Source organism: Pseudomonas sp. JUb42 (genome assembly GCF_024807945.1).
Taxonomy (GTDB): Bacteria; Pseudomonadota; Gammaproteobacteria; order Pseudomonadales; family Pseudomonadaceae; genus Aquipseudomonas.
In genome coordinates this window covers 108,098-125,495 of the sequence record NZ_JANUFD010000015.1, presented here as the reverse complement: position 1 = coordinate 125,495, position 17,398 = coordinate 108,098, and the positions used below count along the sequence as shown (strand labels likewise).

The 17,398-nt window shown below is 59.0% G+C and carries 17 protein-coding genes and 2 pseudogenes; 7 read left to right on the top strand and 12 right to left on the bottom strand.

Annotated elements, in window-relative coordinates; all coding sequences use genetic code 11:
- Positions 1-28: 28 nt before the first annotated feature.
- Together M2401_RS34765 and M2401_RS34760 are read right to left on the bottom strand one after the other, a co-directional pair.
- Positions 29-541: pseudogene (locus tag M2401_RS34765) on the bottom strand (methyl-accepting chemotaxis protein); the annotation flags it as partial.
- 345 nt (positions 542-886) lie between these two features.
- Positions 887-1,804 (bottom strand): annotated as a pseudogene (locus tag M2401_RS34760) (HAMP domain-containing protein); the annotation flags it as partial.
- A gap of 748 nt (positions 1,805-2,552) precedes the next feature.
- Here M2401_RS34760 and M2401_RS26285 point away from each other — a divergent pair.
- A complete protein-coding gene (locus M2401_RS26285) occupies positions 2,553-3,824 on the top strand; it encodes an MFS transporter (RefSeq protein WP_259107818.1) in 1,272 nt (423 codons plus the stop codon).
- Here M2401_RS26285 and M2401_RS26280 read toward each other — a convergent pair.
- Positions 3,790-4,539 carry an SDR family NAD(P)-dependent oxidoreductase gene (locus M2401_RS26280; protein WP_259107815.1) on the bottom strand — a complete coding sequence of 250 codons (750 nt, stop codon included), beginning with the start codon at positions 4,537-4,539 and terminating at the stop codon, positions 3,790-3,792. The two genes, M2401_RS26285 and M2401_RS26280, sit on opposite strands and share 35 nt — an antisense overlap.
- Before the next feature lie 159 nt (positions 4,540-4,698).
- Here M2401_RS26280 and M2401_RS26275 point away from each other — a divergent pair, with 159 nt between their 5' ends.
- Positions 4,699-5,610, top strand: a complete 912-nt coding sequence (locus M2401_RS26275; protein WP_259107812.1) for a LysR family transcriptional regulator — start codon at positions 4,699-4,701, stop codon at positions 5,608-5,610.
- A gap of 33 nt (positions 5,611-5,643) precedes the next feature.
- Here the strand turns inward: M2401_RS26275 and M2401_RS26270 are convergent, their stop codons facing one another.
- Positions 5,644-6,393 (bottom strand): SDR family NAD(P)-dependent oxidoreductase, encoded by a 750-nt coding sequence (locus tag M2401_RS26270; RefSeq protein WP_259107810.1) that lies wholly within the window; start codon positions 6,391-6,393, stop codon positions 5,644-5,646.
- A gap of 194 nt (positions 6,394-6,587) precedes the next feature.
- On the opposite strand from M2401_RS26270, the gene M2401_RS26265 reads away from it, so the two are divergent.
- On the top strand, positions 6,588-7,586 hold the full coding sequence (locus M2401_RS26265; protein ID WP_259107807.1) for an AraC family transcriptional regulator: 999 nt from the start codon (positions 6,588-6,590) through the stop codon (positions 7,584-7,586).
- Here the strand turns inward: M2401_RS26265 and M2401_RS26260 are convergent.
- The 4 genes from M2401_RS26260 to M2401_RS26245 all read right to left on the bottom strand — a co-directional run bounded on the left by M2401_RS26260 (position 7,523) and on the right by M2401_RS26245 (position 9,940).
- A complete protein-coding gene (locus M2401_RS26260) occupies positions 7,523-7,699 on the bottom strand; it encodes a hypothetical protein (protein ID WP_259107804.1) in 177 nt (58 codons plus the stop codon). The two genes, M2401_RS26265 and M2401_RS26260, sit on opposite strands and share 64 nt — an antisense overlap.
- Before the next feature lie 201 nt (positions 7,700-7,900).
- Entirely contained in the window at positions 7,901-8,629 is a 729-nt protein-coding gene (locus M2401_RS26255; RefSeq protein ID WP_259107801.1) for an SDR family oxidoreductase, read from the bottom strand.
- Positions 8,630-8,646: 17 nt separating this feature from the next.
- Positions 8,647-9,126: a nuclear transport factor 2 family protein gene (locus tag M2401_RS26250; protein WP_259107799.1), complete on the bottom strand. Its 480-nt coding sequence runs from the start codon at positions 9,124-9,126 to the stop codon at positions 8,647-8,649.
- Between the two features lie 73 nt (positions 9,127-9,199).
- Positions 9,200-9,940, bottom strand: a complete 741-nt coding sequence (locus M2401_RS26245; RefSeq protein ID WP_259107796.1) for an SDR family NAD(P)-dependent oxidoreductase — start codon at positions 9,938-9,940, stop codon at positions 9,200-9,202.
- Positions 9,941-10,113: 173 nt separating this feature from the next.
- On the opposite strand from M2401_RS26245, the gene M2401_RS26240 reads away from it, so the two are divergent.
- Positions 10,114-10,710, top strand: a complete 597-nt coding sequence (locus M2401_RS26240; RefSeq protein ID WP_259107793.1) for a TetR/AcrR family transcriptional regulator — start codon at positions 10,114-10,116, stop codon at positions 10,708-10,710.
- Positions 10,711-10,745: 35 nt separating this feature from the next.
- On the opposite strand, the gene M2401_RS26235 is transcribed toward M2401_RS26240, so the two are convergent.
- Genes M2401_RS26235 through M2401_RS26225 form a run of 3 tightly spaced genes read right to left on the bottom strand, consistent with a single transcriptional unit; the run spans position 10,746 to position 12,883 of the window.
- On the bottom strand, positions 10,746-11,723 hold the full coding sequence (locus tag M2401_RS26235; protein ID WP_259107791.1) for a trans-acting enoyl reductase family protein: 978 nt from the start codon (positions 11,721-11,723) through the stop codon (positions 10,746-10,748).
- Positions 11,720-12,121: a VOC family protein gene (locus M2401_RS26230; protein ID WP_259107788.1), complete on the bottom strand. Its 402-nt coding sequence runs from the start codon at positions 12,119-12,121 to the stop codon at positions 11,720-11,722. The genes M2401_RS26235 and M2401_RS26230 overlap by 4 nt, the downstream gene beginning before the upstream one ends.
- 18 nt (positions 12,122-12,139) lie before the next feature.
- Entirely contained in the window at positions 12,140-12,883 is a 744-nt protein-coding gene (locus M2401_RS26225) for an SDR family NAD(P)-dependent oxidoreductase (protein ID WP_259107785.1), read from the bottom strand.
- 139 nt (positions 12,884-13,022) lie between these two features.
- On the opposite strand from M2401_RS26225, the gene M2401_RS26220 reads away from it, so the two are divergent.
- Positions 13,023-13,916, top strand: coding sequence for an AraC family transcriptional regulator (locus M2401_RS26220; RefSeq protein WP_259107784.1), 894 nt, complete (start codon positions 13,023-13,025; stop codon positions 13,914-13,916).
- A 149-nt stretch (positions 13,917-14,065) separates the two neighbouring features.
- Positions 14,066-14,380, top strand: coding sequence for a hypothetical protein (locus M2401_RS26215; RefSeq protein WP_259107778.1), 315 nt, complete (start codon positions 14,066-14,068; stop codon positions 14,378-14,380).
- A gap of 226 nt (positions 14,381-14,606) precedes the next feature.
- Here the strand turns inward: M2401_RS26215 and M2401_RS26210 are convergent, their stop codons facing one another.
- On the bottom strand, positions 14,607-15,986 hold the full coding sequence (locus tag M2401_RS26210; RefSeq protein ID WP_259107769.1) for an OprD family porin: 1,380 nt from the start codon (positions 15,984-15,986) through the stop codon (positions 14,607-14,609).
- A gap of 486 nt (positions 15,987-16,472) precedes the next feature.
- On the opposite strand from M2401_RS26210, the gene M2401_RS26205 reads away from it, so the two are divergent.
- Positions 16,473-17,390: a bifunctional helix-turn-helix transcriptional regulator/GNAT family N-acetyltransferase gene (locus M2401_RS26205; RefSeq protein ID WP_259107766.1), complete on the top strand. Its 918-nt coding sequence runs from the start codon at positions 16,473-16,475 to the stop codon at positions 17,388-17,390.
- Positions 17,391-17,398 lie beyond the last annotated feature (8 nt).

Sequence of the window (17,398 nt, the reverse complement as noted above, 5' to 3'; positions counted from 1 at the left end):
AAACTCCTTTTGGTTGCAGGTAGCGCGTTCACGCGCGGAAATTGCTCATCAACTGTTGCTGATGGTTGGCCAGGTCATTCAAGGCCTGACTGACCCGTGCCGAATCATCGGCCTGGCGGGCCAGGGACTCGGTGACATCACGAATGGCCGAGACATTGCGGTTTACTTCCTCCGAGACCGAGCTTTGCTGCTCGGCGGCGCTGGCAATCTGCAGGTTCATATCAGTAATGACTTCGATGCTCTGATTGACCTTGACCAAGGCGCTCACCGCTTCCAACGCATGACCGGCGCTGGTATCGGCCTGACGGTGCTGTGCCTGCATTGCCTCGACCACATCGCGGGTGCCGCTTTGCAGCGCCTCGATGATTGCCTGGATCTCGCTGATCGAATGCTGGGTGCGCTTGGCCAGGTGCCGCACTTCATCGGCGACCACCGCAAAGCCGCGGCCACTCTCCCCTGCCCGGGCAGCTTCAATGGCGGCATTCAGGGCCAGCAGGTTGGTCTGCTCAGCGATGGACTGAATCACATGCAGGACGCCGCCGATGCGCTCACTGTTCTGCGCCAACTGATGGACATCGCCCATGGAAGCGCTCATATGCAGGGCCAGGCCCTGAATCGAGGACGCCGCCGTCTCGATGGTGGTCTTGCAGAACTGTGAGGCACTGTCGCCATTACGCGCCGCGGTGGCGGCCATGGCGGCATTGCGCGCGACATCCTGGGAAGTAGCGCTCATTTCATTGGCCGCCGTGGCGACCTGCTCGACGTCACGCAACTGTTGCTGCATGCCCGAACTGGTCAGGGCCGCAATGGCCGAAGCGGTATCGGCGGTGCTGCGGGTGTCCGTCACGCTCTCACCGACCTGGGCGATCACCGGTTGCAGCTTGTCGAGAAAGCGGTTGAACCAGCCCACCAGGCGGCCCATTTCATCATCCCGCGCGAAAGTCAGGCGCCGGGTCAGATCGCCCTCGCCGTTGGCGATATTTTCAAGCGTGTCCGCGACCCGTCGAATCGGCCGCACCACACTCAGCGCCATCAGCCACATGAACAGGCAGCCCAGCACGGCCACGGCCAACCCGGCGACCAGCTGCGATACCAGTCCCTGACGACTGGACTGTTCCAGCGACTGCTGCAACTCAAAGACTGCGGCCATCAAAGTCGCCTGGGGCACCTCGATCACTGCCATCCACGGCGCAGATTCAGGGGTGGGCGAAAAAGGCAGCATGACCATCGCGTTGCCATGCCCGGAATCCGCCAGCGCCAGGGTGATGCCGCTGCGGGCACTGTCGGCCATCGCTTGCGCCTGCTCGGGATAAAGGCTGCTCAGGGTGGTGCCGAGACTGTCCGGGGCGCCGCTACGCCCCATGATTGCGCCAGCCGCGCTGACGAAGGTGACTTGGCCCTGCCCCTCGAACAACGAAGCGCTGGCCTTCTGCGCAATGTTTTGCAGGCTGCTCAGTGTCAGGTCGGCACTCGCCACGCCGATCAGCTTGCCGCCATCGAGCAGCGGCACAGCGATACTGGAAATCAGCGTCGAAACGCCGTTGAGGGTAAATCGATAAGGCTCGACCAGACACGGCTTGCGCGTCGTGCGCGGGCAGCTCCACCAAGGCGTGTCGCTATTGAGTTCCGCCTCTTCAAGCGTCAGGTTTTGAAAGGACGAGGCGTAGGCGGCAAAACGACCGGTCGCGTTGCCGGTGTGATCCTTGCCGTTGACCGAGACCGCATCGCCGCCGTCGAGCCCGCCCGGCTCAAAGGCCACGCCTATACCGAGCACCTCCGGCGTGGTCGCCACCATCGCGCGCATCAAGCGGAACAGATCGTCACGTACCTGGGGCGGCGTGAGGTCATTGAGTTTCGCCTGGCGCTTGAGCATGACCAGCTGCGTGGCCAGGGTCCGGCTGAACATCTGGCTGGCGGCAAAGCGTTGCTGGATCACATCCGCCTGCACCTGTGCTTTCGCTTCGAGATAGCGCATCGACGCCTCGCTCAACGAGCGCGTGCTCGACTCGGCGACAAACGCCGAAGTGCGGCGCATATGGACGATGGAGAAGATCAGTAGAAACAGCACGGTGCCAAACAGACAGGCGCCCGCAACCAGAGTAATGCGCGACTTGATGGTCAAACGTAGCGGTTTCATCTCATGCCTCTTTGAATTGTTATTGCGGCAGAAATAATGTGTTCAGGATTGGCTGATAACTGGGTGAATACACCATCAAGGCTGCAGCGCCCGCAGGACCGGCTTTAGCCGGTTGGGCCCTCTCGCGGCTGAAGCCGCTCCTACTACGGTATTGAATCTTTGCGGGAATTCCCGCCCCTCACAATTTCGCAGCCGGGCCATTGCTGACGCACAGTGACGCGCCAGAGACGCAGTTGCCGCAGCAGGTTTTGCACCGCATGTCGGTTGATTTGCCCGCCCCTTGAAAACCCTTGATCCAGCCGTTGACTTTCAATCCGCGGAAGCTGTTGAATGGATAAGCGTTATACGTATAACTCCCCAGCATTACCGCGTCGCCCGTGAAGCTCAATAATTAAAAACAGACAAGGCACCAGGCATGATTGATCACAGCATTCCCCTGATCAGCAAACGCATCCGCAAAGCGCGAATCGCGACCTTTCTCGGCTTCATGATGATTGGCGCGATGATGTATATCTGGTCGACCGGCGTCAGTGTGTTCCGCGAGCAACTGGGCTTGTCCGGTGACCTGGGGGATGGGGATTTCGGTCTGATTGCCCTGGGTATCGGCGTCGGCTCTGCGGCGGGCGCCCTGCTGGTGGGCAAGCTGCTGGATAACTACGGGGCAAAACCGGTGATCGGTTTTTGCGTGATGGTTTATCCGTTATCGATCATTCCCCTGGGCTACGTCAGCGGCTTCTGGTTCGCCCTGGCCTTCGGCATCGTGCTGGGCACTTTCCGGGGCGCCCTGGATACCGCTCTGAATGCCCACGGCGTGCAGGTCGAACGCTTCTATCAACGCTCGATCATGTCGGCGTTCCATGCCTCGTATTCCTTTGGCGGGTTTCTGCTGGGCATGCTCTGCAGCTGGCTGACTGGCTTTTTCACCACCAGCGTGCAGGTCCCCTACACCCTGCTTGGCCTGTTGATGTTCGCGGTGGGTTGCCTGCTCAGTCGCTGGCTGCTCAATAAAGACGATGTGCCGACGCAAACGGCTGAGATCAAAGCCGCTCCGTCAGCCGCACCGACCGGGCAGCAGGCACCAAAAACCCAGACCCTGTTGCTGATGATCGCCTTTGGCGTGCTGTTGCTGGGCAGCATGATGGGGGAAAACGCCATCGGCGACTGGGGCCAGGAATACGTGCGCCGCGAACTGAGCGGCTCCACCTCGTTTTCCGGCATGGCCGTGTCGATTTTCGTCGGCGCCATTACCTTTGGCCGCCTGTTCGGCGACAAGCTCGCGGTGCGCTTCGGCAATGCCCGGGTGGTCTGCGCCTGCGGCGTGCTATGCGTCATCGGCATGCTGATTACCCTCAACGCCGGCAACGCCATCCTCGGCACCGTCGGTTTTGCCCTGTTCGGCCTTGGCCTGTCCTGCATCGCACCACTGATGGTCTCCGCTGCCGGGCGCAAAGACCCACAGAACGCCGGGCGCAATATCGGCATCGTCAACAGCATCGGTTTTTCGGGGATGCTTATGGGACCCGCGGCAATCACCCTGATCGTCAGCCATTTCGGCCTTGGCTCGGTGATGTTCCTGCCGCTGATCATGCTTGGCCTGCTGGCGGTGTTCGGGCCGATGCTGATGACAAAACCAAAGCTTGCTGGCATGGGACTCAGCTATTCTGACCGCCGTCGACATTCAACGTAGTGCCCGTGATATACGCCGCATCAGGCCCGACCAGAAAGGCCACCGCGCCAGCAATCTCTTCGGGCTGACCGTATCGGCCCACTGCGGTCATCTGTTTGACCATTTGCGCCACATCACTGGTTTGCGGATTCATTTCCGTATTGATCGGACCCGGCTGAACGGTATTGACGGTGATTTGTCGAGGACCAAGATCGCGTGCCCAGGCGCGTCCATAGGCGGCGACCGCCGCCTTGCTGGCGGCATAGTCACCGATTCCCGGAAACGGCACCCGGCTGGCAAACATGGTTCCGATGGAAACGATGCGGCCACCGTCTGCTAACAGCGGGACTGCCGCTCGCACCGCCGCCACCACACCACCGACATTGATGGATTGCTGATGCGCCAATTGCGCCAGATCCGCTTGCGAGTCGCCAATGACGCCGGTGGCAAAGACGCCTGCGCTATTGACCAGAATGTCAAGGCGCCCGAAATGATCATGGGCCGTCTTCACCAGCGCCGTCACTGCCTCGCTATCCGCCTGATCTGCTGCAACCGCCAGCACCTTGCCCCCAAGCGCTTTAATATCGTCGGCGACAGCCTGAGCGCGCTCTGGGGATTTTGCATAGCTGAAGACGACATCCGCGCCGTCTGCCGCCAGTCGCTTGGCAATCGCAGCGCCTATACCCCGGGAGCCGCCGGTGACCAGTGCAACTTTGCCTTTGAGTAACTGAGTCATGTGAATTCCTTGATTGCCACGTGGGCGTGTATGTTCGCGGGCTGCGAACCGGGAAATCACAGTAACGCTATCAATATCTGGGATAAACTCCATAAATCTGTACCCTGTATCACCATTTCAGGGATAGTTATATCCTGCCCACACATCCAGAGAATCAGAATGGATTATTTCCTGGCGGTACAAGCCTTCAACCGTATCGTGGAAACCGGCAGCTTCGTAAAAGCCGCAGCGCAGTTGAATCTTCACCCCAACGCCATGACCAAGCTGATTCAGGCACTGGAGTCACACCTGCGCGTCAAGCTGCTCAACCGCACCACCCGCAAGGTGACACTCACCAGCGAAGGCAACGTTTATTACGCACGGATGAGCCGGGTGCTGGATCAATGGCTGGAAGTCGAGTCAGAGGTGGCGGTGGCGCAGTCCAACCCGCGTGGCAAGATCCGGGTGGATATGGGAACGACCATCGCGACACTGTTGGTCATTCCGGCATTGCCGGCTTTTCATGCCCGCTACCCGGATGTACAGATCGATATCGGTGCCAGCGACCGCACTGCGGATCTGGCCAGCGAAAGCATTGACTGCGTGATACGCGGCGGCAATCTGTCCGACTCGTCACTGATTGCCCGCCGTCTGGGCAGCCTGGATTTTGTCACCTGCGCGACCCCGGCTTACCTGGCCGAGCACGACGAACTCTCTCATCCGTCACAGTTGGAGGACGGCCACGTGCTGGTCCGTTACTTTTTCCCCAGTTCCGGAAGGCAGAACAAGCTTGAATTTGTGCGGGGCGACGAGCAGGTCGCAGTGGAGGGAAGCTACGTCGTTGCGGTCAACGACAGCCATGGCTATCTCGCCGCCGGACTGGCAGGACTGGGGGTGATGCATACATTGCGATTCATGGCCCAACCCCATCTCGATGCCGGGACGTTGGTCCCGGTACTGACGGGTTGGACAGCAGTGCCCAACCCGCTATCGGTGGTGTACATGCCCAACCGGCATCTGAGCGTGCGCGTGCGCGCATTCGTCGACTGGTTGGTGGAGCATTTTGCAACCCATCCCCATGTCCTGCACTGACATGCCGTGTAGCGCGAGCTTGTTGAACGCTATTCAGTAACCGACGCCGCGCACACCTCCCGAAGCCCGAATGGATTCGCCGGTGACCCATTGCGAGTCCGTGGAGGCCAGGAATACCGCGAGGGGGGCGATGTCTTCCGGCTCGCCAAATCGCCCCAAGGGCGTACCTGCGATAAGTTTCTCGCCAAACTCACCGGCAAAATTGCCGTCAGTTGCCGGGGTATTGGTATGGCCGGGCAGGATCGAATTGACCCGAATACCTCGCGGCCCCAGCTCCCTGGCCAAGGCAAGCGTCAAGGTATCCACCGCTCCCTTAGTGGCCGAGTAAACGCTCGACGCCAGATAGGGGTCGGTGCTGAGAATAGAGCTGATATTGATGATGCTGGCCGAAGGAGCCAGCAGTTTCACGGCCTCGCGTACCGCCAGCAGATAGCCCAGCACATTGACGTTGAATTGTTGGTGGAACGCCTCTTCGGTCAAGTCTTCAACCATTTGAAACACTGCAACGCCAGCATTGTTGACCAGTATATCCAGCGTTCCATAGTCAGCCTGGACGGTGTCGAACAAACGCACGACGTCCTCGGCACGGCTCATGTCCGCCTGAATGGCGACCGCTTTACCGCCATGCTGGCGGATGCACGCAACCACCGACTCAGCGTCGGTTTTACCCGATACGTAGTTTACTACGACGGTAGCGCCCTCTACGCCAAGTGCCTTGGCAATGCCTGCTCCAATTCCTTTTGACGCGCCGGTAACGACTGCAATTTTTCCTTCAAGCTTCATGATTCTGCCCCTTGTGAATACAGTGATGTGTCTCAACGGCATTGGCGTTCAGGCATCGCCGCCTGAGGTCAATTTGCCGACTACCCACAGTATTCATTTGCAGAGCGCCAGACGTTTGCCGGTTGCTCGCAAATGCTTGCCTATTCTTCTCACACCGCTTGCTTTGCAACGGGTCTGGGCTCATGGTCGAGGTCATGAACAGTGCTATCGATGAATTGCGCAGCCTCGTGATGCGCGCAGAAAACAAATGGACGGACACCGGCCTGAACCGTGTCGCGATGGTCCAGGCCGAGGCGTGTGCGAGCCAGGTCTACCAACCGATGCTGCACCTCGTCCTTCAGGGCAGCAAGACACTGTCCATCGGTGAGCGGCTGCTGCGCTATGAACCCGTCAGCTATTTCCTGGTACCTGTGGACGTGCCCGCAACCGGCGATATTCACTCAAGCGGGCCGGGCCGACCCTATCTTGCGATCAGCCTGACCCTTGAGCCCACAGTTATCGCCACCCTTCTGGAAGGCGAAATCATGGATGCCGGGCAGCCCATCAGACCGCGTTTCGCTGCCGCAACGGCGCAGGCTGAAATGATTGATGCATGGTTGCGCATGATGCGGCTGATGGACCGTCCACGCGAAGCGGCGGTGCTGGCGCCGATGATAGAGCGGGAGATTCTGTTTCGCGTCCTGCAAGGGCCGCTAGGTGCCGAGCTGCGCGAAATTGCTCGACCCGATAGCCATCTGGCGCGGATCCGCCGCACCACATTATGGATCGGTGAACACTACACCCAACCCTTTCGCGTCGAACCGCTGGCAACCATGGCCGATATGAGCGTCGCGGCGTTTTACCGGCATTTCAAGACCATTACCGGCATGACGCCCATTCAGTATCAGAAGCGTCTGCGCCTGCTCCGGGCCCGGTGGTTGCTGCTATTCCAGCCTCAGGATGCGGCTTCGATCGCATTTACGGTGGGTTACGAAAGCGCATCGCAGTTCAGTCGCGAATATGCCCGTCTGTTCGGTTTGCCGCCGGCGCGTGATTCAGCCCGGTTCAGGGCGCCCATTGCCGTGAATGGCGGCGGACCGGCCAAGGCACCAGCTAGCAACAGCCAGCGCCCTGAAACAGCACCAAACATTCAAACCCCGCCAAGCACACCCGGATCCCCTGTACGCCAGACATTGTCCACTGTCACACGCTGAATCACCCAGACTTCACGCTGCCTTACCAGCTCTACGTCATAACGGTTCTTCATCAGATAATGCCCTGAATGGTCGGTTTGTGGCAGGTGCTGCGCTTCTACCATTGCCTTCATTCGGGCAGTGTCACCGTCAATGCAGACTCTAGGATTGCTGACCGAGTGGGTGGTGTCGATCTGGACGATCAGCCATGTAGACGCCGTCACGCAGGCGCAGCGCGCGTTCTATGTGCGGGAAGCTGAACGGCTGTAGCACGCTGCACAAGCGAGTTGGCCACTAACCTTGCAGTCAGCGGCCATTGCCAGGTGAACGCTGAATTACCAAGGTTGCCGTCCATGGCTGCCAAAGAAGCCTGCAGTAGGCCCTTCCGCGCCGATCAGTGCCATCCTGATTGCTGTTGCGGCGCCCTCCTCGGGTGTCAGCGAGCCGCTATTGCCATTGAGGTCGGTGCGCACATGGCCAGGTTCCACAGCGTTCACCTTGATCCCCAGTGGCTCCAGTTCCTTGGCGAACGAAATGGTGACGGCGTTCAGTGCAACCTTCGATGAGGTGTAGTCGAGAATGTTGACGCTCGAATAGATCGACGTCGGATCGGTAATTAGTGTGAGCGAGCCAACGCCACTGCTCATCATCACCACCCGAGCGCCTTGAGCGGCCTTGAGCAATGGCAAAACCGCCTGAGTGACGCGTACGGGGCCAAACAGATTGACCTCGAAAACCGCCTTCATGTCCTCCATGCGAACCTTGCTCGGAGGTGTGGTCACGTCCACCAGGACGCCGGCATTGTTGACCAGCACATCGAGGGCGCCGATTTCCCCAGCGAGTATCGCGGCGGCACGACGCACACTGGCCTCATCCGCGACGTCCAGTTCGAGCAATTGCACATCGAGCCCTTGAGCACGTAATCGGGCTACGGCTTCTTCGCCACGCAAGCGGTCCCGCGAGCCCAGCCACACCGACATTCCGGCCTCGGCAAGCCCCTTGGCAATAGCAAAACCAATACCTTTGTTGGCGCCGGTGACCAGCGCCTGTCGTTTGTTTGTCATGGTTATGCCCCTATCCACTAGCGACCAACAGTCTCGTCGTTCTGACCCTTGACATGATGGCGAAGGTCGCCAGCCAGGCTCAGAGTCACAGCGCGACGGGTGAAGCGCCATTGCCCATGGTGCCGCTCGAATTGATCGAGGTACTTGCCGGTGCAGATCGGCTGCAACGCAAAACCCTCAAGTTGCTGATGCACCGTGTAGTAACTTGCCGAGCTTGCCTTGTCACCTGACGGGTCGATGTCGATGAGCACGTTAGCCATGGTGTGCCAGGTGCGCGGCGTGCCATCTGCATGAAGCTGCAGGCCAGCCTCAAAAAACCGTTGGAGGTTTTCCCGGCCGCAAGTGAGATTGCCGAGCACATCCAGCTCGGCATGCTGCAGCACCTCGGCTACGCCAGCAAAATCTGCGCTGTCGAGACGGTGAATGTAGGTGGCGTGAAGGCGCTGGATTGCGGCTTCGGATGCCAGGCGGGTAAGCATATCAAGATTGTCTGTCATGTCTTTTATTCCGGGGTTCGAGCCTTTCGGGCCAGGTTTTTATAAGGTTTGAGCGGGGCGTCGGGCGCTTGTCTTACACCTGTGAAGCGCCACCGTCGGCAAACAGCTCAACGCCATTGATGTAGCTCGAAGCATCGCTGGCCAGAAACGCCACGGCCTTGCCGATTTCCTGCGCCTCACCGATGCGCCCCAAAGTGCTTTTTTCGCTTAACGAGCGGATCACTTCCTCTGCGTGCTCAGCCAGCATGTTGTGCAGGGATTCGGTGTTGACAGGGCCGGGACTGAGCAGATTGATCCGCACGCCGGAACCTTTGATGTCCAGAACCCAGCTTCTGACCAAGGCTCGCAGGGCGGCTTTGGTCGCGCCATAGACACCCAGGCCCGGGCCGGGATTGATCGAGGCGGTAGAGCCGATAATGACAATGCTGCCGCCGTTGCCCATAAGAGGCAGCGCCCCTTGTACGGTGAAAGCCACGCCCTTCACGTTGGTGTTGAAGACACGATCGAAATGCGCTTCGGTGATACTGCCCAATGGCGCCAGCTCACCCATGCCGGCATTGGCAACCAACACATCGATACGACCGTGACGGGATTCGATCTGGTTGATCAGTGCGTTCAGATCGCCTGCGCTGGAGACATCCGCAACCACTGCTGTTGCGTGGTTTCCAAGCGTGGAGACAGCCTCGTCCAGCTGTTCCTGTCGGCGCCCGGTAATCACCAGATGAGCGCCCTGCCCCGCCAGCTCCTGGGCTATGGCTAGCCCTAGCCCCGAGGATCCGCCGGTGACCAGAACCACTTTGTCTTGAAATTGCATAGCGATAGACACCTGTAAGTACATGGATGATCGAATTTATATAGTGAACACTACATACGGTGAAAAAATATCACAACACTTTTAGTGATCGCTATATAAATTTCAAACCATGGACCTGTATTGAAAGCACTTGTAGCGGTCGCTACACTAGGGTAATCATTGACGAGGTCACCATGAACGAGAAGGCACGGCAACGCCGTCCCGCTTTTGATCGAGAAGCCGGCGTCGCGATCGCTCAGAGCATGTTTCATCAGCGTGGCTTCGATGCCGTCAGCCTGACTGATCTGGTCGACGCTATGGATATCAAGCCGCCAAGCTTCTACGCCGCCTATGGCAGCAAGGCCGAGCTGTTTGAACGGGCGATGCTCAGGTATGCCAGTGAAAATGCACTGCCACTCGACAAATTGCTTGCACCTGAACGCCCACCTGGCGAGGCCCTCGCGGCGCTATTGATCGCCGCAGCCAAACAATATGGGCGCGACAGCATTTTGCGTGGGTGCATGATTACGGAAGGCTTGCGAGCTGATGATCCAGCCGCTCGGGGAATGGCCGAGGTACTTTCCAATGGCGGGCTGAAGGCTATTCGCGCCTATCTGGATCAGGCTCATCCGCAGCAGGCGCAAGCCATGACTGACTATATTTCAGTGACCTTGCGCGGGATGTCGGCGGCAGCCTGCAACGGCATGCCGCGTAAACGTCTGCTCGAAGTGGCCCAGACGGCCGGGCGTTTTCTGGCGCATGAACTTGCATCCCGGACAGGCAACGCTTGAACACATGATACGCGTTCGTCAGTGCCGGGCAGGCGCTAAAAATCAGTGATGACGGTTCCCGCAATGCTTTCGGCAAATCCACCACCGAACACCTGTGCAGGCGTTGCAAAACCCGGCCGCCGATCCCCGGCCAGTACCCGCCGCGCAGCCTCCACCGCTGCCAGCGGCGTATAGCTATAGCCGTTGACCGTTTCGATTATCGAGCGCGCAACGCTGCCGTCAGCGCCGCTGACTTCTGCCACCGCACGCGCCGGATGGACCTGGCGCTGTTGCGCGCTGGGGCCGTCTGGCAGTTGTGAGAGGTCCCCTTCGGGGAAGGCATCGCCGGTCACATTAACGAACATGGCAATGTCGGGAATGCCGGTGGAGTGCCAGGCAGTCACCAGATCGCCAAAGGACAGCGGTGCACAGAGTACCGGGCCGTCACCGAAATTAAAGTCTCGCGGCTGCGCATCAGGAGTCGCGAGCAGTTGCCCGTCAATACGTGCCATCAACCCTGCCCCCATGATCTCGCTGACGCTCAGTGCCGACCCACGGGACATGGAACCGGCGACCTGCAGCGCCACTCGCAGCGACTGCGGCTCCCGTACCCGGCGAGCGACGTGAACCGCCAGGCAATCCGTCGGCACCACATCCCAGCCAACCCCAGGCAGCAGCATCACCCCCGCTTCACCTGCCTGAACATCAAGCTGCTCCGCCGTCCGATAGACCTTGATTTCCGCCGTGATGTCCAGATAGTCGACCCTGGCCTTGATACAGGCGTGCATCAAGTCCAGCGCGGTCTGTGCGAAAGGTCCGGCGAAGTTCAGCAACACATCGATGCCTTCCAGGAATGCCGCTGCCTGGGCATCAGCGTTGAACACACGGTATGGCACGTCCAGTTGATCAGCCAGCATCTGCATCCCCTGCGCATTGCGCCCGGCAATAACCAGATCCAGCCCTTGGGCCTTGGCATGCTCGGCAGCCATTCGCCCGGTATAGCCCGTGGCGCCGTAGATCATCAGTTGGCTCATTGCGGGTGCTGCCAGTTCTTGTAAACGAACTCCAGGCTATAACCGTCCGGGTCCAGCACATTGGCGGCGTAATAGTCGGGGTGATAATGCAGACGCGCGCCCGGTGCGCCATTGTCCGTCGCGCCCTGCGCGATCGCCGCCGCGTAGGCAGCCTCGACCTCGGCCTTGCTGCTGGCAACGAAGCCCACGTGGGCCGCACGCCCCTCCACTAAACCTTCACGCAGCCAGAAGAACGTTCGGCCATGGGCGCCAAAACCCTTGAGATCCGGGTGCCCGGGCGGGCCGTCCTTGCCGTCGTAATCGTGACGCGTGGTGATCCCCAGTGGCGGCAGGACCGCTTCGTAGAAACGGATGGAGCGCTCGATATCGCTTACAGACAGGAAAACATGATCCAGCATGGCAAAGCCCTCAAATAATCAGATGATGTAGCCGCCCGCGACTTCAATAGTCTGGGCATTGATCCAGGCACCTTCTTCGCTCAGCAGCATGGCGATGACCCGCGCCACATCCTCTGGCTCGCCGACCCGGCCCAGGGCCGTTTGCGACGCCAGCAGCGCCTCAAATTCATCGTTCAGGCCGCCACCCAGTTCGGTACGAATCGCTCCGGGAGAAACCGCATTGGCGCGTATACGCCGCTCGCCGAATTCCTTGGCCATGTAGCGGGTCAACACTTCCAGGGCACCCTTGAATGCGGCATAGGGTGCCACGCCAGCGGTGGCCACCCGGGTCGTGGCGCTACTCAGGTTGACGATACTCGCCCCGTTACCCATAAGTGGCAGCAGTGTCTGGGTCAGGAAAAACGGCCCCTTGAGATGAACCCCGAACAGCCCGTCGAACTGCGCCTCGCTGACCGATTCCATAGGGTTGAACAAGCCGTATCCAGCGTTGTTGACCAGGCCGGCCAAGGTGCTGACGCCCCAGGTCTCGCTCAGGGCGCCGACCACCGAGTCACGAAAAGCGGCAAAGCTGCCGACATCAGCAACATCAAGCTTGAGAGCAACAGCCTTGCCACCGGCCTGCTCGATATGCTGCACCACCGCGTGGGCCGCCGCAGGGTTTGCGTTGTAGGTGAGGATGACGCCCATGCCGCGTCGGGCCATATATTCGGCTGCGCAGGCACCTATACCACGGCTGCCTCCGGTAATGACGATAACGCCCATGATGTACTCCACTGTCGCTGAAAAGGAGCCACCACAGTAATCATCGCAGCAGGCACAGGCCTGGCCGTTTCTATCGCAAACCTGCCTGTTTCTGCTTTTCGCTTGCACAGCGCACCTGGCTTCACTCAGCATGGCGCTCATGATCAATCAATTGAATGAACTTAGGTCACTGGCCGCCAGAGCCGAAAACCGGCGCACCGAGACGGGCATCCCGCGCGTGGCCATGGTCCAGGGCAAGATTCCCGAGCATATGCTGGCGGCAGTCTATGACCCGATGATCAACCTGATCCTGCAAGGCAGCAAATCCATGACCGTGGGCGATCGCACTTTGCGCTACGACCCGGCGACCTACTTCGTGATGTCCATCGAACTCCCCGCCGTGGGCAGCGTACATCCGGCGGTTAGCGGCGAACCCTACCTGGCGGTCAGCCTGACCCTCAATCCGGCAGTACTGACGACACTGCTCGCCGACCTGCCAGGCCCCTCCGAGCGTCACGAACATGAGCCAGGTTTTTCGGTAGCCGCCGTCACCCCGGAACTGATGGACGCCTGGGTACGCATGCTGCGTCTAATGGACAACCCCGAAGCCATTGCGGCATTGGCACCGGCTTATGAGCGGGAAATTCTCTACCGCGTACTGCAAGGCCCCCACGGCTGGATGCTGCGGGAAATCGCCGCGCCCGATACCGCCATGGCCCGGGTCAATCTGGCCATCCAGTGGATCCGCCGGGACTTTGCCGAGCCCATCAGGGTCGAGAGCCTGGCACACAAAGCCGCCATGAGCGTCTCGGCGTTTCACCGCCACTTCAAGGCCGTCACCAACCTCAGTCCGCTGCAGTATCAGAAGCGCGTACGCCTGCTCCAGGCCCGCACCCTCATGATCGCCAGCGCCAGGAGCGTCACGGCTGCGGCCTTCGAGGTCGGCTATGAGAGCGCGACCCAGTTCAGCCGGGACTATGCCAGGGTATTTGGCCTACCGCCGTCGCGGGATACCGCGCGAATTCTTGAGGAGAACCGGGGCATCCAATCTTGAAAAGGATCAGAGCGTGGCTGAACCGTTCATCGCCGATTCTTCATTTTTTCAAACTTTTTCCACGTACCGATGAGTCACACCCGTAGAGCGATTGGCAAAGATGCCAGCACTTGCACCCTTTGTTCACATCTACCAAGAGGCTTTTCCTCATGAGAAAAACAATAACTTATGCACTGGCCATGGCCAGTCTGACTTGCGTACTGTCGACTCCCCTGATGGCTGCGACCAGCGCCAGTGGCACCTCCAGCGGCGCGAGCAGCAGCGCCCCGGCAACGTCTTCCGGCAGCAACTCGGGACAATCCTCCAAACCCAGCGGCACCAACGGCGCCAACACCAACGGCACCGCCCTGCCCGGCTCTGGCGGTGAAGCGGGCGCTGGCGGTAATTCGAGCCCGGGCAATAAAACGCCGTCGGGTGCCGGGTCGAGCTCAGATGAAGGCAAAGGCTCCAGCAGCGGGTCCTGACAACGCAGATCCTGCCAGATACAGCGCGATTTCTGAGTTTGAATGCGGCTTCTGTAGAACTGGCTTTAGCCGGGAGGGCATCGTTGAAGCCGATGATGCTCTCCCGGCTAAAGCCGGTCCTACCTAGCGCGGTGCCAGATCGATGGAGTAGCACTTATTCGAGATAAAAAGAGGCCCCGAAAAGTCGAGGCCTAAATTACAGAGGAGAGGTAGCGGTACAGCGCAATTACATAAAGTTGTACGTGTAGTTGAAGATGATGCGGGTCTGGTCCTGAGAGGACGTGCCGGTGTTTTCGCCGTGGTAGTTACCCGTACGGACGGTGGTGCCGAAACCTTTGAGTGGACCTTCCTGAATCACGTAGTCGACCCGCAGGTCACGTTCCGCTTCACTTTGATCACTGCCTCCGGCGACCTTGGCCTTGATATCATCACCGCGCAGGTAAGCGATCGAAGCCTTGAGGCCCGGAACCCAGGTACGGAAGTCATAGGTGTACTGACCGAAGTTCACTTGCTCGCCAGCGCGAGAGAAGCTGCCGACCACGGCATTGGTAAACAGATAGAAGTCGGAACCGCCGGCGCCTTGGGCAACAGGGTCTACCAGGTTGCCCTGGTTGGCCCAGACAAAGCCGCCATCATCACTGACGCCTACGTGGCCGAGCATGAATGCACTGCCGCCCAGTTGATAAGTGAACTGCGCACTGTAGGTTTTGTTATCGACTTCACCCGCGTGCTTGGCATAACCACCGTTGTTATTGAACGCATAGCCAGCCTCGCCGTTTTTACCATCGCCGGTGCTGTCGAAATAACGAAGATCAGTCTTGAAAGATTGATCATTACCGAGCGGCAATACGTGAACCAGGCCAAAGAAGTTCTGACGGTAGAAGTTTTCCAGATCGGCATAATAATATTGCACAACCAGGTTTTTCAGCAGCGGATCGCCACTGCGGGCGAAGGGTGTGTAATCCACCCCGCCGAACTTGAAGTTGTCGCTGTCTTGCGTAGCGCCGGCGACCGAAAGACCGGTGGAGTTACTCGAAGCACGGCCCGCTGCCCTGTTGATTTCACCGCCGGTAAACGTCAGGTCGGGGATGTCCTTGGACGTGAGGATCCCACCCGAATAGGTCTGCGGCGTCAAGCGGCTATCGTTGGACAGAAGAATCGGCAGCGAAGGCGCCAGCGCCCCGCCGACATGCAGTTCGGTCTGGGAAATACGGAACTTGGCATTGGCGTTGATTCGGCTCCAGTTATCTGCAGCCGACGTACCATTGCTCGGGAAGAAGCTGTTGGAGTTACCGTCCAGGTGATGGCCGGTGCCACCGTCCAGGTGGATCGCCTGAATGGCCTCGGCATCAAGACCGAAACCTACTGTACCCTTGGTAAAACCGGATTGGTAGTCCAGACGCAGAGCCGTCCCCGCCTCTCGCTCGTCCGGCGTATGGGCACCGGTACTACTTGCTTTGTTGGATCGCACATCAGCGTCGTAATACATACTGCGAGAGCCCAACGCAACATGACTGTCTTCGATGAAACCACCGGTTCCGTCGGCCATAGCAAACTGCGATATAACCCCCGCGCCTACGGATACTGCCAGGACAGCTAACTTCATTACATGCTCCAGACTGCGCAATTGCAACGCAGCGTTTATTGTTAAGTGGGGCTCTGACGGCCTTCAAATGCGATGACAGGTAATAGGTTCAATGAGTGGAAATCAATACTGCGCAACAGGATCAGCACAAAGCATAAGGCATTTGTTTTTTGTAAACGTATTTTTTATTTATAAAGAATGTTTATTTATAAACTTTTATTCATTCATGTAGAACTTTTTATTTATAAACTATTTTTAATCAGAACATTCACGGCTGCCCACTCAATGATTGACTGAGAATGAAGCGTGAGCAGAGCACCACCCCCGTTTCGCCCCGTTTGGTCTGTGCTTGCCCGCTTATCTGGCTGCGCGGTCCGACAGATGCACCGCGTTATCGTTTTTCGCGGGCAAGCCCCGCGCCTAAAGAATCACCCAGACATCCACAGCGTTGACATAATTGCTTAAGGCAAGCATATACTTGCCTTAAGCAACCTTATGGACATTGTCATGACTACCTCCCTCATGGCCCGCGCCGAAGCCATCCGCCGCTTCAACCGCTTCTATACCCGCCAGATCGGCGCCCTACGCGAGCATTTGCTGCAGGCCGAGTTCTCCCTGAGCGAAAGCCGGATCCTCTATGAACTGGGGACCAGTGCCGGCCTGACCAGTGCCGAGCTCTGTCAGATGCTGGGTCTGGACGCCGGCTACCTGAGCCGGATCATCAGCGGTTTCGAGAAAAAAGGGCTGATCAGCAAAACCCGCTCACCCAGCGACGCACGAGCGTTGCTCATACAGCTCACCAATGCGGGAAAGGCTGTCCTTGCCTCACTTGAACAAGCCGCGCGCGAAGAAGTGATGGCAATGCTGCAAGACATGCCCGAATCCCGCCAGGAACAATTGACCCAAGCCATGCAGCAGGTCCAGTCGCTGTTGGCTGGCAACGACTCGTCCTATCTGCTACGCGATCCGCGAGCCGGTGACATGGGTATCGTCGTTCAGCAGCAGGCAGAACTGTACACACGCGAATATGGCTGGAATTCGGAGTTCGAAGCTCTGGTGGCTGAGATCGTCGCCAGGTTCCTGCGTGAGTTCGACCCATCGGGTGAACGGTGCTGGATCGCGGAAAAGGATGGCAAGGTCATCGGTTCAGTCTTCGTGGTCAGGCACGACGAGACCACTGCCAAACTGCGCATGCTGTATGTGGATGCGAGCGCCCGAGGCCTGGGTATCGGCAATCGGTTGGTCGAGGAGACCCTGCGGTTTGCCCGGCAGGCAGGTTACAAACGGATGATCCTCTGGACCACCAGCATCCTCACGGATGCCCGCAAGCTGTATCAAAGGGCGGGATTTCAGTTGGTGGAGGAAGAACCGGTTCACAGCTTCGGCAAGGATCTGGTCAGTCAGACCTGGGCGAAGGACTTGTAGGCCCCTCT

What these genes read in the sequence shown, in the direction of transcription:
- M2401_RS26205 (WP_259107766.1), top strand. Translation starts at nt 16,473, where the DNA reads ATGACTACCTCCCTCATGGCCCGCGCCGAAGCCATCCGCCGCTTCAAC.
- M2401_RS26235 (WP_259107791.1), bottom strand. Translation starts at nt 11,723, where the DNA reads ATGAGCCAACTGATGATCTACGGCGCCACGGGCTATACCGGGCGAATG.
- M2401_RS26260 (WP_259107804.1), bottom strand. Translation starts at nt 7,699, where the DNA reads ATGAAGGCAATGGTAGAAGCGCAGCACCTGCCACAAACCGACCATTCA.
- M2401_RS26230 (WP_259107788.1), bottom strand. Translation starts at nt 12,121, where the DNA reads ATGCTGGATCATGTTTTCCTGTCTGTAAGCGATATCGAGCGCTCCATC.
- M2401_RS26255 (WP_259107801.1), bottom strand. Translation starts at nt 8,629, where the DNA reads ATGACAAACAAACGACAGGCGCTGGTCACCGGCGCCAACAAAGGTATT.
- M2401_RS26250 (WP_259107799.1), bottom strand. Translation starts at nt 9,126, where the DNA reads ATGACAGACAATCTTGATATGCTTACCCGCCTGGCATCCGAAGCCGCA.
- M2401_RS26210 (WP_259107769.1), bottom strand. Translation starts at nt 15,986, where the DNA reads ATGAAGTTAGCTGTCCTGGCAGTATCCGTAGGCGCGGGGGTTATATCG.
- M2401_RS26275 (WP_259107812.1), top strand. Translation starts at nt 4,699, where the DNA reads ATGGATTATTTCCTGGCGGTACAAGCCTTCAACCGTATCGTGGAAACC.
- M2401_RS26240 (WP_259107793.1), top strand. Translation starts at nt 10,114, where the DNA reads ATGAACGAGAAGGCACGGCAACGCCGTCCCGCTTTTGATCGAGAAGCC.
- M2401_RS26285 (WP_259107818.1), top strand. Translation starts at nt 2,553, where the DNA reads ATGATTGATCACAGCATTCCCCTGATCAGCAAACGCATCCGCAAAGCG.
- M2401_RS26280 (WP_259107815.1), bottom strand. Translation starts at nt 4,539, where the DNA reads ATGACTCAGTTACTCAAAGGCAAAGTTGCACTGGTCACCGGCGGCTCC.
- M2401_RS26225 (WP_259107785.1), bottom strand. Translation starts at nt 12,883, where the DNA reads ATGGGCGTTATCGTCATTACCGGAGGCAGCCGTGGTATAGGTGCCTGC.
- M2401_RS26245 (WP_259107796.1), bottom strand. Translation starts at nt 9,940, where the DNA reads ATGCAATTTCAAGACAAAGTGGTTCTGGTCACCGGCGGATCCTCGGGG.
- M2401_RS26265 (WP_259107807.1), top strand. Translation starts at nt 6,588, where the DNA reads ATGAACAGTGCTATCGATGAATTGCGCAGCCTCGTGATGCGCGCAGAA.
- M2401_RS26215 (WP_259107778.1), top strand. Translation starts at nt 14,066, where the DNA reads ATGAGAAAAACAATAACTTATGCACTGGCCATGGCCAGTCTGACTTGC.
- M2401_RS26270 (WP_259107810.1), bottom strand. Translation starts at nt 6,393, where the DNA reads ATGAAGCTTGAAGGAAAAATTGCAGTCGTTACCGGCGCGTCAAAAGGA.
- M2401_RS26220 (WP_259107784.1), top strand. Translation starts at nt 13,023, where the DNA reads ATGATCAATCAATTGAATGAACTTAGGTCACTGGCCGCCAGAGCCGAA.